Raw genomic sequence first — 14,781 nt, 5'->3', positions numbered from 1 at the left:
TTATATTTTCTTTTTCGGTACTTCTACCTTCAGGTTTGGTGTTTCTTTGATCACATTAAAGCCACCTAAAATGTTACGAACATTATGAAAACCCTCTCTTTTCATCAGAGAACAGGCAATCACGCTCCGGTAGCCACCGCCACAATAAACATACATATTGGCTTCATCATCCAGCAAAGCGATCTGAAAAGGATCGACCAGACCGGCTAAGGGGAAATTATCTGCCTGAAAGAGGTGTGCACTTTGGTACTCCTCATCCGTACGTACATCGATCACCGCTATTTTCGGGTCAAAAGGAATATCCAGTGCCAGCTCATCGGCAGTCACGTCAATAATCATGTCAATACGTTTGCCTTCGGCTTGCCAGTGATTATAGCCGCCTTTCAGATAGCCTTTGATATCGGTATAACCCAAAGTCTCCAGCGCTGCTGCGGTTTTCTTTTCCGCGCCTTTTTCCGTAACCAGCAGGATGCTTGCATCCTTTTTGATAAGTGTCTGAATCCATTCTTCCCATTTGCCTTCCGTACCGATATTAACAGATCCCGGAATGAAGCCCAGGGTAAATGTACTGGCCGGACGGGTATCTATAATATAAGTGTCTTCGGTTTTTAATTGTTCAAAATCAGCAATACTTAACGCTTTCATATATAAATCTGAGTATTTTTCTTTGATAAAACAGGCTACAAAGATACTTTTTTTAAGCGCATATAATTTCATCACTTCTTTCGACTGTTAAAACGAAATAAAAAACTATTTTTGTCCCACTTAAAAAAATAAATAGGCATGGGTTTGATAGATTTTATTTTGCATATAGATCAGCATTTAATTACCCTGATCAGAGATTACAATCAATGGATTTACCTGATTTTGTTTTTGATTATTTTTGTAGAAACAGGACTTGTGATCATGCCTTTCCTGCCTGGAGACTCTTTATTGTTTGCCGTTGGGATGTTTGCCGCTCAGGGTTCTCTTGATATTTATACCAGTATTGGTTTAATGCTCGTCGCAGCCATTCTGGGCGATGCCTGTAATTACCTGATCGGAAAATATCTGGGCGATAAATTTGTTCGTTTACGCCTGTTTGGCCGACAATTGGTAAAACAAGACTATATTAATAAAACACATGCTTTTTATGAAAAACACGGGCCGCAAACCATTATTATTGCCCGTTTTGTGCCTATAGTACGCACTTTTGCCCCTTTTGTAGCGGGGATTGGGAAAATGAGGTATGTGACTTTTCTTGCCTATAATGTTATTGGCGGTGTGCTTTGGGTAGTGGGTATTTCCTTGTTAGGGTATTTTCTGGGTAATATCCCTATTATAAAAGATAATTTTGAAAAAGTGGTTTTAGGTATCATCCTGATTTCGGTATTGCCTATTATCATTGGGTTCTTTAAGAACAGAAAGAAGACTGTTGCGTAAGCCTGATAAGCTAAAACATAAATCATACTTCAAAAGCGGGCTTTTATAGAAAAGCCCGCTTTTGCGTTAATAGATGTTAAGAATGAGTTGGCTTTGTTGCTTGTTTATATGAAATGCAGTATTATTGTGGAATCATTAATATAAAAACGATTCTAATGAAGAAGATATTATTAGCCTTGAGTGCTACTGTATTGTGTGCAAATATCGCCTTGGCAAACCCCGCAGCAGATAAAAGAAAAGACTTTGCTACAAAATCTAAAGAAGAATGTTCTGCCGGTATAGCTGAAATGGGTATGGAAAAAGAAAAAGCTTCTAAATTCTGTGATTGTTATGTCGATAATGTAATGAAAGTGCTTACCGATAAAGATATCGAAACCTTAGACAAACTGGCTGATGATGCACAACCAGATAAAGAATTAGCAGAGAAAATGGAAAAAGCAGGCGCACCATGTGCATCCTTAATTTCCGGTGGAGAGTAAGCAATAGAAAGATTCAATCATAAATACGGCCGCGGAAAACATTTTCCGCGGCCGTATTTATGATTGAACTGAAACTTAATTTAAGGCGAAATTAAAACCGAAATTGAGCCCTATATGAGCCGGTTCTGCGGTGACATGGAACCGGGGATCGGCTTTAATACGACCAAAATCCTCGTTGAATTTGGAATTCCAGAAGCCGTACTGCAGTCCGAAAAACAGCTTGTTACTATTCTTGCCCACCCTTAAGTCTGCGCCGATACCGGTGCTGAATCCTGAATACACTTTATTATAAGATTTGTTGCCCTCCATATTGATCGCGGAGTTACAACCATACATACCATATACCAGGGGGCAAAACCGGGCATCGGGTAAAATCTTAAAACTGGCACCAACATTGTAACCGGGATTAACCAGGTAGTAGCCCCCGCCTGCAAAAATGCCCAATTGCTTGATGGGGAGAAATTCTGCTTTTATACCGACAATACCACCATAGGTGATCCCAATCCCGGGACCGACGAACAGTTTTGTATAGCTTTCCTGTTTATGAGAGAGGGTTTGCTTTTCTTTTGCAGATAAAGTGAGGGCGCCTAAAGCCAGAGCAAGGAGGCAAAATGTCTTCTTCATGAGATTATGTACTTATCGTTTTTAATATTTTAAATGGCGCCGAAAATACATAAATAAAAATAACCTGTCAAGGGACAGGCATAAAAAAAGGCAAGTTACTTACATCGCACCGCTCAACCATCTATCCTTGCTGCATTCCTGCCCTGGGGAGTTTCAATAGGAGCTGGTCGTATAAGACTTGCCGGCTGCAAAGGTAGGGTAATTTTTTTATTCTGAAAAATTCTTTTCCTTGCAATCCTAAATAGAGGAATAAAATATGTTTTAATACCCCTTTCAGTTTCTTAAAAATATTTATCTTTGCACGACCGCTTATTGAAACGCTTTCTCTTCTTCGTTTCTTTTTTATTTATTTCCGGTTAATTGAACATATATTATGAACACTAAATATATTTTTGTAACCGGTGGGGTTACTTCTTCATTAGGTAAAGGCATCATTGCCGCTTCGTTAGCTAAATTATTACAGGCGCGTGGGTACAGAGCAACCATTCAAAAATTTGATCCCTATATCAATGTAGATCCGGGCACTTTAAATCCTTATGAGCATGGAGAATGTTATGTAACGGACGATGGTGCAGAAACCGATCTGGACTTGGGGCACTACGAGCGTTTCCTGGGCGTACCTACTTCTCAGGCAAATAATGTAACAACCGGAAGAGTATACCAATATGTGATTAACAGAGAGCGGGAAGGAGCCTATTTGGGCAAAACCGTTCAGGTAATTCCACATATCACCGACGAGATCAAGCGCAGAATGCGCCTCTTGGGCGAGAATGGAGAATATGATGTAGTGATCACCGAGCTGGGTGGTACTGCAGGTGATATCGAATCACTGCCGTATATAGAGGCTGTTCGTCAGTTGAAATGGGAGATGGGTGATGATAATTGTATTGTTGTGCACCTGACCCTGATTCCTTATTTAAGTGCAGCCAAAGAATTAAAAACCAAACCTACACAACACTCAGTAAAATTATTGAGTGAAAACGGCGTACATCCGGATGTGCTGGTGTGTCGTACGGAACACTCTTTATATAACGACTTGAAAAAGAAGATTGCCTTATTTTGTAATGTAACTACAGATGCGGTAATCGAAGCCATGGATGCCGATACTATATATGGTGTGCCTTTGGAGATGATGAAAGAAAAGTTGGATGAGATCTGTTTGAAAAAACTGAACATGCCTTTGGGCGATGAGCCCGATCTGAGCAATTGGAAAGAATTCTTAAATAAATTACGCTATCCGAAATCTACCGTTACGGTAGGCTTAATTGGTAAATATGTAGAGCTTCAGGATGCTTATAAGTCGATCTTAGAAGGCTTTATCCACGCAGGAGCGATGAATGAATGTAAAGTGATCGTGAAAAACATTCACTCTGAGCTGTTGACGGATGATAATGTGGCTGAAAAATTAGAAGAACTGGACGGTATTCTTGTCGCGCCGGGATTTGGCAGCCGCGGTATAGAAGGTAAAATTGTAGCGATTCGCTATGCAAGAGAAAGTAAGATTCCTTTCTTTGGTATTTGCCTGGGTATGCAGTGTGCTGCTGTAGAATTTGCAAGGAATGTATTAGGACATACCGATGCTCATTCTACCGAAATGGATGCGCATACGACCAATCCGGTCATTCATTTGATGGACGACCAGAAAAACATTTCTCAAAAAGGCGGTACCATGCGTTTGGGTGCTTATAACTGCGAGATCTTACCCGATTCCAAATTGGCTGTTGCTTATGGAACAACTACGATTAAAGAGCGCCATCGCCACCGTTACGAATTTAATAATGATTACTTACCGTCGTTTGAAGCTGCAGGAATGATTGCTTCCGGCAAAAATCCGGAAACAGGTTTGGTAGAGACCATCGAGTTAAAAGATCATCCGTTCTTTATCGGGGCACAATATCACCCTGAGTATAAAAGCACCGTATTACATCCGCATCCTTTATTCGTTGCATTTGTAAAAGCAGCTAAGGCCAAAAAGGCTATGGCGTAAATTACGTTTTTAGGTTTGTCAATCTTTTTGTACTTTCGCCAAGCAAAAAAGTAGAAAAATAATTTTTTTAAAAACAAAAAATAAACACAATGGCTGTATTAGTCAACAAAGACTCTAAAGTAATTGTACAAGGATTTACCGGTACAGAAGGTACGTTCCACGCAACGCAAATGATTGAATACGGTACCAACGTTGTAGGTGGTGTTACCCCTAATAAAGGAGGCACAACACACTTAGACCGTCCTGTATTCAATACGGTAAAAGACGCGGTTGTTACTGCAGGAGCCGATACTTCTATCATCTTCGTACCACCGGCATTTGCTGCTGATGCGATTATGGAAGCGTCTGATGCGGGTATCAAAATCATCATCTGTATTACAGAAGGTATTCCGGTACAAGACATGGTAAAAGCCCGTGAGTATATTAAAGGAAAGGACACCCGTTTAATCGGACCTAACTGTCCTGGTGTAATTACTGCAGGCGAAGCCAAAGTAGGTATCATGCCTGGTTTTGTGTTTGAAAAAGGTAAAATTGGTATCGTATCTAAATCCGGTACTTTAACATATGAAGCAGCTGATCAGGCGGTGAAAGCAGGTTTGGGCGTTTCTACAGCGATCGGTATTGGTGGTGATCCAATCATTGGTACCACAACTAAAGAAGCCGTAGAATTGTTGATGAACGATCCGGAAACGGAAGGCATCATCATGATCGGTGAAATTGGTGGTAACATGGAAGCAGAAGCAGCTACATGGTTAAAAGATAACATGCGTAAACCAGTTGTAGGATTTATCGCAGGTCAGACAGCGCCTCCGGGTCGTCGTATGGGCCATGCCGGTGCTATCATCGGTGGTGCAGATGATACTGCTGCTGCGAAAATGAAAATTATGAGTGAATGTGGTATCCACGTAGTGGACAGCCCTGCAGATATTGGTAAAACAATGGCTGCTGTATTGAAAAAATAATCTTTTTCAGAATATAGAAAAAAGCGTTCCATTTATGGAACGCTTTTTTTGTTTTTAATATATAGATAAAGTAAATTTATGGAGAAAACTACAACCTTTGAATACAGAAATACACTCCTTGCTTCGCTTGGGGCTTTGCCCCGGTATCGGCAATGCCTATGCACAAAAACTATTGACCCATTTTGGTAGTGCTACCGCTATTTTTGATGCGAGCACAAAAGTATTGAGTACCCATATCGGTACCACTAGAGCCAGCCATCTAAAGGCTGCTGCCAACGAACAACGTATTCAGCAAGAATTACAGTTTATAGCCCGGCAGGAGATCAAACCCCTCTCCATTCTGGATAGTGATTATCCGCAAAAGCTGAAGGAAATACCCGATGCGCCTTACTTACTATTTTATAAAGGAAAGACCACATTAAATGCCCGGAGGCAAATTGCTGTTATCGGTTCCCGGAAGAATACACCTTATGGTAAAGAAATAACCCTTGAACTGATTAAAGGGCTACAGGAATATAACATCACGGTCGTGAGTGGTATGGCTTACGGGATCGACGGACTGGCACATAGAGCGGCCTTAAGCGGGCAGCTTCCTACTATTGGTGTATTGGGACATGGCCTGGACCGGATCTATCCTTCGGCTCATAACGCTATCGCGAAGGAAATCTTGCAACAAGGTGCTTTACTCACAGAATATTGGTCAGAAACAATACCGGACCGGCAAAATTTTCCGATGCGCAATCGGATCGTGGCCGGCATGACCGATGCTACAATTGTGATTGAAACCGATATAAAGGGCGGTGCTATGATTACGGCAAAACTAGCCTTAGGATATAACCGGGAGGTATTCGCCGTACCCGGAAGGGTAACGGATGGCCGCTCTCTGGGATGTAATTACCTGATCCAGACCCAGATTGCCCAGCTGGTAACCAGCGCCGATGACGTTCTGAGCTTTCTGGGCTGGAAAGAAACGCAGATAAAAAGTCCGGCACAGACTAAGTTATTTGCAGACTTAAGTGCCGGCGAAACACAGATCCTACAATTAATGGATGCAAAAGAGTGCATCCATATTGATGAATTACAATTGAAAAGTGGCATGAAGAGCTCCGGATTGGCCAATATACTCCTGCAGCTGGAAGTTCAGGGTATCATTAGTACCTTACCCGGAAAACGATACAAACTAAACTAAAACATACTATGGAAGCCAACAATTCTATTAAAAACTGGGCGGCAGATGACAAGCCCAGAGAAAAGCTCATCCTCAAAGGAGCGGCTGCCTTATCAGATGCAGAACTGATTGCCATTTTACTGGCTACGGGTGCCCAAAACCAGTCTGCCGTAGACCTGGGTCGCTCCATGCTGAAACTGGCGCAGCAAAATCTGAACACCCTAGCAAAACTAAAAATCAAACAATTACAGGAAATTAAAGGTATTGGCACTGCAAAGGCGGTAACGCTCATTGCTGCCTTAGAATTGGGTAAAAGAAGACAATATGCTGATGCGTTACACCGGGAGAAAATCAACTCCAGCAAAGAGGCCGCAACAATCCTTATTCCGCTGATGCAGGATTTTGAACATGAAAAGTTCTGTGTACTGTACCTTAATCAGGCCAATGCCATCATTGCACAGGAATTTGTGAGTTCCGGCGGGTTGACAGCGACCACAGTAGATATAAAATTTATCCTGCGCAGTGCGTTACAGCATTTAGCCAGTAAAATCATTATTAGCCATAACCATCCCTCGGGTAGCCTGGCCCCTTCTGATGCAGATAAGCGTACCACACAAAAAATAAAACAGGCGGCAATGTTGATGGATATACTGCTGGTAGATCATTTAATAATCGCAGAACAAAGCTATTACAGCTTTGCAGATGAAGGCCTGATTTAATATTGTGGATTGTAAGGGGATAACTTTTAAAGATAAAAGGCAGATTAATTTTAGGTAAACTGTATTTTGCAGAAAATCTGGGATCGGGAATTTATGTTAAAGATCGGAATTATTGGTTCGGGACCTTCTATGGCAGCACGCATTCAACAATGGGAGGTAGTACCTCATGTCGTTGTTACCGGGTATGTGCTGGCAGCAGAAGAAGGCCAATCAGTGTTCGCCGGTACCCAACAGTATGACAATGCCGATTTGCTTATAGAAGCGGTAGATATTATTGACATCTTTCTGGACATCCCGGCACAAGTGCAGTATATCTACAAAGCGATTTTCTTTCACAAACACCTTTTTATCCATAATCCCTTTGTCATTGGTATTACCGAGCTCCTGCATATTGCAAAATTGATACAGGAAGCAAAAGTAAAATGTCAGGTTGGTCTGTACTTTCGTTTTCAGGATAGCATACAGGAACTGGCCCGTAACCGGCAGCCCCTAAAATTTATGGAGTCCGTATGGCATTACAAGCATACTACGGTGGCACAGCTTTATTCATGGACAGAAGTGGTGAACAATCATATAGACTTGATCCTGCACCTCTTACATTCGCAAGTCCGGAAAATATATGCTAATGGGGTTATGGTACACACCGATCAGAAAGACATTGTGAGTATCAGAATACAGTTTGATAACGGTGCGGTGGGTACCGTCGTACTCAATAGTTGCGCCCTTAAACCGGTACATAACATAAGCCTCTATGGTAAAACATATGCATCAGAAATAGCGCTTTTAGAGCATAGCTCCCCGGAAGAAGGCCAAATCGCTACTGTTCTGATAAATGAAGCCCTGACCTCATTTATTTCTGCGGTAAGTCAGGATAGCGTCATTAAAGTTACTATATTTGATGCCATCAATTCAGTAGAACTGAGTAATGAAATTTTAAAACAAATAGAAGCGTAGATTGGATTTAAGTAAGAAAAGAAAAGACGCCTTGAATATATTAGTGGTATTAGACTATATCACTGCTGCAGGGGCATGGATTATATTCTGGTTTCATCGGCACCGGGTGCTTAAAAAAGATTTCCCCGATATCTATTATAGCGATGTCTTTTCCCCAAGAGACTATTGGCTTACCTTTCTTATAATTCCTTTTTTCTGGCTGACGATATACTGGCTTTCCGGTACTTATTTTGATGTATTCAAAAAATCGAGATTACAGGAAGTCTTCCGCAGCTTTATCAGTACTTTTATTGGGATTACCATTATCGGTTTATACATATTTGCAGATGATACAGGCAGCTTTAAGTATTTCTTTGAGGTGACCGCCTGGTATTTCTTCGCTCATTTATTAATCCTCTTATTCGTCCGTACCTTTTATTTTGGCAAAACCAAACAGCAACTGATCGATCAGAAAGTATGGATCAATACCATAATTATCGGCAGCAATGGCAAAGCCAATTCTGTATATAACCAGATTATCGAAAACCCGAAAATCATCGGACATAAGGTAGTCGGCCTGGTGAGTGCAGACAGTCAGACCCTGGATGCGCACAAAATGATACCTGATCTGCCTTATTTGGGTACTTTGGATAATATTGAAGCCATCATCGATCAATATAAAGTAGAAGAAGCAGTTGTGGCTTTAGAGGCATCAGAACGTAAACTGATTGAAAATATATTGGTCAAACTGAGCTATCGCCCTATTGAAGTAAAGGTAATGCCCGAGTTGTATGATATTATTTCCGGTTCGGTACGTACCTCCAATGTATTTGATACCGTCATGCTCAGCATCTCTCCCGAGCTGATTCCCAACTGGCAAAAAGTGATCAAACGGGCGATTGATGTTTTGGTTTCCATATTTGCCATCTTTATATTAAGTCCTTTATACCTGATCAACACGATTATGGTCAGACGTTCTTCTAAAGGCCCTATTTTATATAAGCAGGAGCGTATCGGTCTTAATGGGAATCCGTTTTATATTTTGAAATTCCGGTCTATGTATACCGATTCAGAAGTAAACGGCCCGGCCCTTTCCAGCGACCATGACCAGCGCATCACCCCTTGGGGTAAAGTAATGCGTAAATGGCGCTTTGATGAATTGCCTCAGTTCTTCAATGTACTGAAAGGAGAAATGTCCTTAGTCGGTCCCCGACCCGAAAGAAAACACTTTATTGATATCATTACCCAAACCCATCCGCATTACCGCTATTTGCATCGGGTAAAACCCGGTATTACATCCTGGGGAATGGTGAAATTTGGTTATGCGGAAAACGTAAACCAGATGATCGAACGCATGAAATACGATCTGTTGTATGTGGAAAACTGCTCGTTGATGCTCGATTTTAAAATCATGATCTTTACCCTTATCGTCCTCTTCCAGGGTAGGGGTAAATAAAATATCCCGTATATCCTCGCCTTTAGTTCTACTTCTTTTTTGAGTGAAATAATTTTAAATTAATATGATACATTAATAATTTTTATTATCATTGTAGTACAAATACATATTTATTTTAACTTATAAATTGAAAAAAGCGTATGGAAACTAAAATGAACATGGTTGATTATTTTAAAAGAGGCTTGCAAAATTATACCAACTTTAATGGTAGAGATACGAGACCACAATTTTGGTGGTACTATCTTGGATATTTTATTATAGCCCTAATTGTAAACTTCATTTCGCGTGCCATGGGTTCGATGATACTCCCCGGTATTTTGGCATTGATAATGTTTCTTCCGACAATTGCTGCGGGCGTAAGAAGAATGCATGATCTTGGTAAAAGCGGTTGGTTTATCCTGATCCCTATTTACAACATTGTCTTGCTCGCAACAGAGGGTCAGCAAGGCCAAAATGAATATGGCCCCGATCCGAGAAATCCGGCCGGTAATTCATTCGATTTCGATCAAAAACAGTTTCATCAATAAAATAAACACCACAAAGGCTACCAAGGGTAGCCTTTGTTTATAATATAAAAAACGAAGATTACATCTCGGTAAAATGCGCATTCATTTTCATCACCGCTTTTTCTTCATAAAGCAGGCTGGCCGTGAGGATATACCTGTTTTCATCGTCCGTTTTCCAGGAGAGGTCAGCTGTTATTATAGCACCTTTTTGGGGCACTAACAATTGTAAGAACTTCAATTGGCTGGCAGCCCTTAAGAACAATTTTTTTCCAATACCCTGTTCCAAAATTTCTTTAATCATTTGTACCATACATACACCGGGCACGACCGGTTGCTTGGGAAAATGACCTTCGAAAATAGCATGTTCCGGATCGATCGTACAAGAAGCTACGATACGTTGCGCTTCTGTATGAGTCGCCTGAATGGCAAAAAAATTATTCTGTAATAACATCGTTTTCTTCTTTAATAAGATTTGGTTGCAGCTGTTGTAACTGAATGCTGAAATGAGCCCTTAAATGATTGATCATAACGGATTCCGGTAGCGTGCCAATTGCTGTAGGAGCCAATTGCATCACAATCACCTTTTTACGCTCATCAGCATTTTCAATCCTATGTAGCTGAGCGCCCTCAAAAATATAATACACAAATCCTTTAGATAATGCGAAGCGCATATATACCTTCCCCGGATCTTTAGGCATGTGATACATCCCAGTATAAGTATCCGGCAAATGCTTGAACAACAATAGTTCAAAATCTTTTTTCAGGGTTTTGATCAGGGCAGCCTTATCCATCTGCGGCATAATCGAATGTACCGTAAAGGTATTATCCTTACTCCAGCCGAAATCAAAGTAAGAAATGCCCATTTGGTTTTGAAAGACTACACGCGTACTGGAATCGTCCAATTGTTTGATAAACAATAAACCACTGAGATGGTACTTTTTACCCAAAGGGCTACGGCCATCCACCACACAATTATATAAAACCTTATCAAACTTTGGTTGGAAGGATAAGCTGCTGCTCGGATAGGTTGCTTTCTGTGCAGCGGGTACTGCTTGCGCTTGCTGATAGCTGCGCACCTTACAAGCCGATAATAATAAGAGACTAGCGAACAGAAAATAACGCATCAGCAAGGGCCGTATTTATTTTTTTATTAGAAAAAATCATCTCCGTATAATCGCCATTATTTTCCGTCATCACTAATTTACTTACATTGTTGTCTGCCTTATTCAGGTATACATCAATGTTTTTAAACAAGCCCTTCATCGCGGTATTTACCGGGCTGAGCTTTAATAAATATTGGGTGGATGAAGCCAGTGCCTTAACCGAAAAATCTTTATTATTAAACACCGTACCGCGCATACAATCCATCATCACGCGGTTGACGGATTGCATGGTCAGGCTATTTCTCGTATTGATCTTAGATACCTTTCCATTTTCCTTTACCATGATCATACCACCACTCATCACTAATAAATACTGGAAGGGTTGGGTGTATTCGATACGTACCTTATCATTTTGCTTAAAATAGAATTTTCCTTTTGAGCTTACCTTATCATTAAGCATCTTCATGTTTTTTACCTGAGTAAAATCACTGCTGATGGTTTGTGTTTTGGTGGCAGTAGCAGCTAGTGTTTGCTGTACTGCAGCAGTGTTGCTCAGGGCGGTAAACTGTGCTGTTGCTGTTTGCAGACTTAGGGCCGCCGCGAGTGTAAGCAGTATTTTATACAATTTCATAGTCAAATGCGTTCATTTCGAATGCAAAAGTACGTGATTTTAAAAGCCATCCCTTTAAAATCCGCCTAAATTAACAAGCGGGCAACCCACAAAGCAAATTTGTGATTTCATTTTAAACTTATGGTATAATTTTATATCTTATATAGTACATTAACCAAATAAATAATATAAAATTGAAAAACAAAGGGGCTTCTATGCCATTTAGCCGTTTACGCAGGTTTTATGGCTTGTTTAAAAAAAGGAATATTATCCTGCCTATGTTTAAAGAGGTGTTTTCCGGTACTTATAAGATTCCGGTCATGACAGCCTTGCTGTTTTTGGCTTCATTGGTCTATATCGTATCTCCTGTTGATCTTATCCCGGACTGGATTATCGGCTTGGGTTGGATCGACGACCTTATCTTGTTTTCCTATGCATCTAAATTTTTGGAAAAAGAATTAGAGAAATACCAGCAACAGAAACAATACGAAAGTGGGAAACCCATAGTTTTAAACACGAAGTGGAAGTAAAAATCTAAATTTGCCAGCAACAACAGCTGGCTTTTTTTATGCAGATAAATGAACCTATTCTCATTGTAGGACAAGGAATTGCCGGAACCTTACTCAGTTTCGAACTCTACAATAAACAGATTCCCTTTAAAGTGATTGATATACCGGCCGCAAATAGCGCCAGCCATACTTCCGGAGCAGTATTGAATCCTTTTTCCGGTAAAACCGGTGTGGGTGAACAAAGGAGAACCGAAATGTTTACGGTCGCCATCCGTACTTACCGGGCCATGGAAACCTTGCTCGACGCCCCTTTTGTGCGCGAAAGTACTATGGTCTTTTTTGACTCGGAAAGAGTACACCAACCGGAAAGGATAAAAGCCTATGATGCATATTTCCGGGAATGCACAAAAATCAATGAATGCTTTCCGGTAGCCATGATAGATAATGAAACCTTATTAGATCACTGGCGTATATTCCTGAAAAAAGAAGGTTTGCTTTTAGAAGAGCACTTCGATGAAACGCAATTGCATTTTGATGCAGAACACGTGTTGTATCAAGCACAGCATTACTATAAAGTGATCTATTGTAATGGTGTGCAGGCACATGGCTCATCCCTTTTTCAAGGTTTACGGTTTACCCGCAATCGGGGCGAGGTCCTGCATCTTGACATCGAAGGCCTGCCGGACAATATTATTTTTAATAAAGACAAACTAAGGCTCATTCCCAAAGGCGATAACCGTTACTGGTGTGGCAGCAATTATAACTGGCATTTTACCGATCATATCCCCGATGAACAATGGAAAGCAGATACTTTAGCAGCTTTGAATGATTGGCTTAAAGTTCCTTTCCGGGTGCTGGGGCATGTCTGTGCCGAACGGCCTACTACCGTAGGGCAGATTCCTTTTATCGGCTGGCATCCTAAACAACCTCAGCTGGGAATCTGTAATGGCTTGGGTACAAAAGGATTTAGTGCCGGACCGCAATGGATACACACATGGGTACAGCAGTTTCTGGACCGTGAACCGGCCACCTGGCAGCATGTTTTAGATAAATTCCTGAACTAAGAAGTAGTATCTATGGCGATAAAGCCCTAAAACGAGTATATTTGACCTTCGGAAATAAAACAAAAACAATATGACATTGAAGCGATACGTTATACTGATGACCCTTTTCGTTTTCGGTATTAAAGTACAGGCACAAAACAGAACAACAATAAAAGTACTGGATGCAACCATCAAAGACGCAGTAGTAACAGGAGCAGAAGTATATATACAGAAAAACGGCAGCCAAACAGTGTTGGGTACAACCAATGCTGCAGGCGAAATGGTTACGGGACAAGCATTTGATGATGATGAAAATACACTGATTATTATCAAGAAAAAAGGGTATTCGACACTCGTCGTGAAATGCCCTTGCCAAGGCTATACCTATGCTTTGAGCCCTTCCCTGGCCGATAATGGATCCATTAGGGTTGTCCTGAGTTGGGGACAGCAGCCGGCCGATCTGGATATTCATGCCGTATATGGCGACCAACATGTGTACTATGGGAATAAAGTGGGTGCAAAAGCAGCCCTGGATGTAGACGACAGAGATGGATACGGACCCGAAACAATCACGGTTACAGAACGTGTTTCAGATTTGTACGGTTTTCTGGTGCGGGACTATACCAACCGCAAAAACCAAAGCGATGCTTTGAGTAAGAGCAATGCTAAAGTATTTGTGTACCGGGGTGATTCTTTGATCAAAACATATTATGTGCCTACGGGACAGTTAGGGAATCTTTGGCGCGTGTTTACCATTGACCGTAACAATCAGATCGTAGATTATAACAGTATGGTGTATACAAGTTATTTTGGCTCGGATAGTGATCCGGAAAGTACCGCAACTGCAGTGCCTTCTGATGCCCTTGCCGCAATGCCGGCAGGTCTTGATCATGTAGAGCATGGAGAAAAAGCATATGCGCGGAAAGAATACGAACTTTCCATTAAGCTGTATCAAAAAGCACTTAATGAAGCCGGTGGCATGCTGCGCCCCAGAATTATTAATAATATAGCCCTTTCGCAATTGAAACTGGCCAAGTATCAGGAGTGTATTGAAACCAGTACACGTATTTTCAATTTAAATGAAAGTACTGCGCAGGATAAGGCCAATGCCCATTATAATACCGGTTTGGCTTATGAAAAGCAATTGAGATATAAAGAGGCGGCACAAAGCTTCCAGAAAGCAGCCAATACGGTGAGTAGCAATGCCGCATATATGAGTGCCTTGAAAAGAGTCCGTAAACAAATAAAGTAAGTTTTTAA

17 protein-coding genes and 1 other RNA gene are annotated in these 14,781 nt (G+C 41.1%); 12 read left to right on the top strand and 6 right to left on the bottom strand.

Annotated elements, in window-relative coordinates; translation table 11 throughout:
• Positions 1-645, bottom strand: coding sequence for a rhodanese-like domain-containing protein (locus DBR32_RS06560; protein WP_158605927.1), 645 nt, complete (start codon positions 643-645; stop codon positions 1-3).
• 138 nt (positions 646-783) lie between these two features.
• Here DBR32_RS06560 and DBR32_RS06555 point away from each other — a divergent pair, with 138 nt between their 5' ends.
• Positions 784-1,422: a DedA family protein gene (locus DBR32_RS06555; protein WP_124635493.1), complete on the top strand. Its 639-nt coding sequence runs from the start codon at positions 784-786 to the stop codon at positions 1,420-1,422.
• 155 nt (positions 1,423-1,577) lie between these two features.
• Complete coding sequence (locus tag DBR32_RS06550) at positions 1,578-1,901, top strand: hypothetical protein (RefSeq protein ID WP_124635492.1); 324 nt, start codon at positions 1,578-1,580, stop codon at positions 1,899-1,901.
• 75 nt (positions 1,902-1,976) lie between these two features.
• Here the strand turns inward: DBR32_RS06550 and DBR32_RS06545 are convergent, their stop codons facing one another.
• Positions 1,977-2,525, bottom strand: a complete 549-nt coding sequence (locus DBR32_RS06545) for a hypothetical protein (protein WP_124635491.1) — start codon at positions 2,523-2,525, stop codon at positions 1,977-1,979.
• A gap of 85 nt (positions 2,526-2,610) precedes the next feature.
• Positions 2,611-2,709, bottom strand: an RNA gene (gene ffs / locus DBR32_RS06540) — signal recognition particle sRNA small type.
• 189 nt (positions 2,710-2,898) lie between these two features.
• Between ffs and DBR32_RS06535 the strand changes: the two genes are divergently transcribed.
• From DBR32_RS06535 to DBR32_RS06505, 7 genes are all read left to right on the top strand, one after another.
• Positions 2,899-4,512: a CTP synthase gene (locus tag DBR32_RS06535; protein WP_124635490.1), complete on the top strand. Its 1,614-nt coding sequence runs from the start codon at positions 2,899-2,901 to the stop codon at positions 4,510-4,512.
• A gap of 89 nt (positions 4,513-4,601) precedes the next feature.
• Positions 4,602-5,474: a succinate--CoA ligase subunit alpha gene (sucD, locus tag DBR32_RS06530; RefSeq protein WP_124635489.1), complete on the top strand. Its 873-nt coding sequence runs from the start codon at positions 4,602-4,604 to the stop codon at positions 5,472-5,474.
• Between the two features lie 97 nt (positions 5,475-5,571).
• Positions 5,572-6,663: a DNA-processing protein DprA gene (gene dprA, locus DBR32_RS06525; protein ID WP_158605926.1), complete on the top strand. Its 1,092-nt coding sequence runs from the start codon at positions 5,572-5,574 to the stop codon at positions 6,661-6,663.
• Positions 6,664-6,671: 8 nt separating this feature from the next.
• A complete protein-coding gene (radC, locus tag DBR32_RS06520; RefSeq protein WP_124635487.1) occupies positions 6,672-7,361 on the top strand; it encodes a DNA repair protein RadC in 690 nt (229 codons plus the stop codon).
• Positions 7,362-7,454: 93 nt separating this feature from the next.
• Positions 7,455-8,315 carry a hypothetical protein gene (locus tag DBR32_RS06515; protein WP_124635486.1) on the top strand — a complete coding sequence of 287 codons (861 nt, stop codon included), beginning with the start codon at positions 7,455-7,457 and terminating at the stop codon, positions 8,313-8,315.
• A 31-nt stretch (positions 8,316-8,346) separates the two neighbouring features.
• Positions 8,347-9,750 (top strand): sugar transferase, encoded by a 1,404-nt coding sequence (locus tag DBR32_RS06510; protein ID WP_158605925.1) that lies wholly within the window; start codon positions 8,347-8,349, stop codon positions 9,748-9,750.
• Positions 9,751-9,890: 140 nt separating this feature from the next.
• Positions 9,891-10,277: a DUF805 domain-containing protein gene (locus DBR32_RS06505; protein ID WP_199724380.1), complete on the top strand. Its 387-nt coding sequence runs from the start codon at positions 9,891-9,893 to the stop codon at positions 10,275-10,277.
• A gap of 58 nt (positions 10,278-10,335) precedes the next feature.
• On the opposite strand, the gene DBR32_RS06500 is transcribed toward DBR32_RS06505, so the two are convergent.
• From DBR32_RS06500 to DBR32_RS06490, 3 genes are read right to left on the bottom strand one after another with little or no spacing between them, the layout of a single operon-like run.
• Positions 10,336-10,707 carry a 3-hydroxyacyl-ACP dehydratase gene (locus DBR32_RS06500; protein WP_124635484.1) on the bottom strand — a complete coding sequence of 124 codons (372 nt, stop codon included), beginning with the start codon at positions 10,705-10,707 and terminating at the stop codon, positions 10,336-10,338.
• The gene (locus DBR32_RS06495; RefSeq protein WP_124635483.1) at positions 10,691-11,380 is read right to left on the bottom strand and encodes a hypothetical protein; all 690 of its coding nucleotides are present in this window, start codon (positions 11,378-11,380) and stop codon (positions 10,691-10,693) included. Before DBR32_RS06495 ends, DBR32_RS06500 begins: the two co-directional genes overlap by 17 nt.
• Positions 11,358-11,990, bottom strand: coding sequence for an outer membrane lipoprotein carrier protein LolA (locus DBR32_RS06490; protein WP_124635482.1), 633 nt, complete (start codon positions 11,988-11,990; stop codon positions 11,358-11,360). The genes DBR32_RS06495 and DBR32_RS06490 overlap by 23 nt, the downstream gene beginning before the upstream one ends.
• 173 nt (positions 11,991-12,163) lie before the next feature.
• On the opposite strand from DBR32_RS06490, the gene DBR32_RS06485 reads away from it, so the two are divergent.
• The 3 genes from DBR32_RS06485 (at position 12,164) to DBR32_RS06475 (ending at position 14,773) form a co-directional block, all read left to right on the top strand.
• Positions 12,164-12,499 (top strand): YkvA family protein, encoded by a 336-nt coding sequence (locus tag DBR32_RS06485; protein WP_124635481.1) that lies wholly within the window; start codon positions 12,164-12,166, stop codon positions 12,497-12,499.
• Between the two features lie 38 nt (positions 12,500-12,537).
• Positions 12,538-13,542, top strand: a complete 1,005-nt coding sequence (locus DBR32_RS06480; protein ID WP_124635480.1) for an FAD-binding oxidoreductase — start codon at positions 12,538-12,540, stop codon at positions 13,540-13,542.
• A 70-nt stretch (positions 13,543-13,612) separates the two neighbouring features.
• On the top strand, positions 13,613-14,773 hold the full coding sequence (locus DBR32_RS06475; RefSeq protein ID WP_124635479.1) for a hypothetical protein: 1,161 nt from the start codon (positions 13,613-13,615) through the stop codon (positions 14,771-14,773).
• Positions 14,774-14,781: the final 8 nt, after the last annotated feature.

The sequence above is a fragment of the Taibaiella sp. KBW10 genome (assembly GCF_003852495.1).
Classification (GTDB): Bacteria; Bacteroidota; Bacteroidia; order Chitinophagales; family Chitinophagaceae; genus Edaphocola.
This window is presented reverse-complemented; position numbering and strand designations above follow the sequence as displayed.

Excerpts from the sequence above, each read along its gene's own strand:
- DBR32_RS06560 (WP_158605927.1), bottom strand. The coding sequence starts at position 645 with ATGAAAGCGTTAAGTATTGCTGATTTTGAACAATTAAAAACCGAAGAC.
- DBR32_RS06555 (WP_124635493.1), top strand. The coding sequence starts at position 784 with ATGGGTTTGATAGATTTTATTTTGCATATAGATCAGCATTTAATTACC.
- DBR32_RS06550 (WP_124635492.1), top strand. The coding sequence starts at position 1,578 with ATGAAGAAGATATTATTAGCCTTGAGTGCTACTGTATTGTGTGCAAAT.
- DBR32_RS06545 (WP_124635491.1), bottom strand. The coding sequence starts at position 2,525 with ATGAAGAAGACATTTTGCCTCCTTGCTCTGGCTTTAGGCGCCCTCACT.
- DBR32_RS06535 (WP_124635490.1), top strand. The coding sequence starts at position 2,899 with ATGAACACTAAATATATTTTTGTAACCGGTGGGGTTACTTCTTCATTA.
- sucD (WP_124635489.1), top strand. The coding sequence starts at position 4,602 with ATGGCTGTATTAGTCAACAAAGACTCTAAAGTAATTGTACAAGGATTT.
- radC (WP_124635487.1), top strand. The coding sequence starts at position 6,672 with ATGGAAGCCAACAATTCTATTAAAAACTGGGCGGCAGATGACAAGCCC.
- DBR32_RS06515 (WP_124635486.1), top strand. The coding sequence starts at position 7,455 with ATGTTAAAGATCGGAATTATTGGTTCGGGACCTTCTATGGCAGCACGC.
- DBR32_RS06505 (WP_199724380.1), top strand. The coding sequence starts at position 9,891 with ATGGAAACTAAAATGAACATGGTTGATTATTTTAAAAGAGGCTTGCAA.
- DBR32_RS06500 (WP_124635484.1), bottom strand. The coding sequence starts at position 10,707 with ATGTTATTACAGAATAATTTTTTTGCCATTCAGGCGACTCATACAGAA.
- DBR32_RS06495 (WP_124635483.1), bottom strand. The coding sequence starts at position 11,380 with ATGCGTTATTTTCTGTTCGCTAGTCTCTTATTATTATCGGCTTGTAAG.
- DBR32_RS06490 (WP_124635482.1), bottom strand. The coding sequence starts at position 11,990 with ATGAAATTGTATAAAATACTGCTTACACTCGCGGCGGCCCTAAGTCTG.
- DBR32_RS06480 (WP_124635480.1), top strand. The coding sequence starts at position 12,538 with ATGCAGATAAATGAACCTATTCTCATTGTAGGACAAGGAATTGCCGGA.
- DBR32_RS06475 (WP_124635479.1), top strand. The coding sequence starts at position 13,613 with ATGACATTGAAGCGATACGTTATACTGATGACCCTTTTCGTTTTCGGT.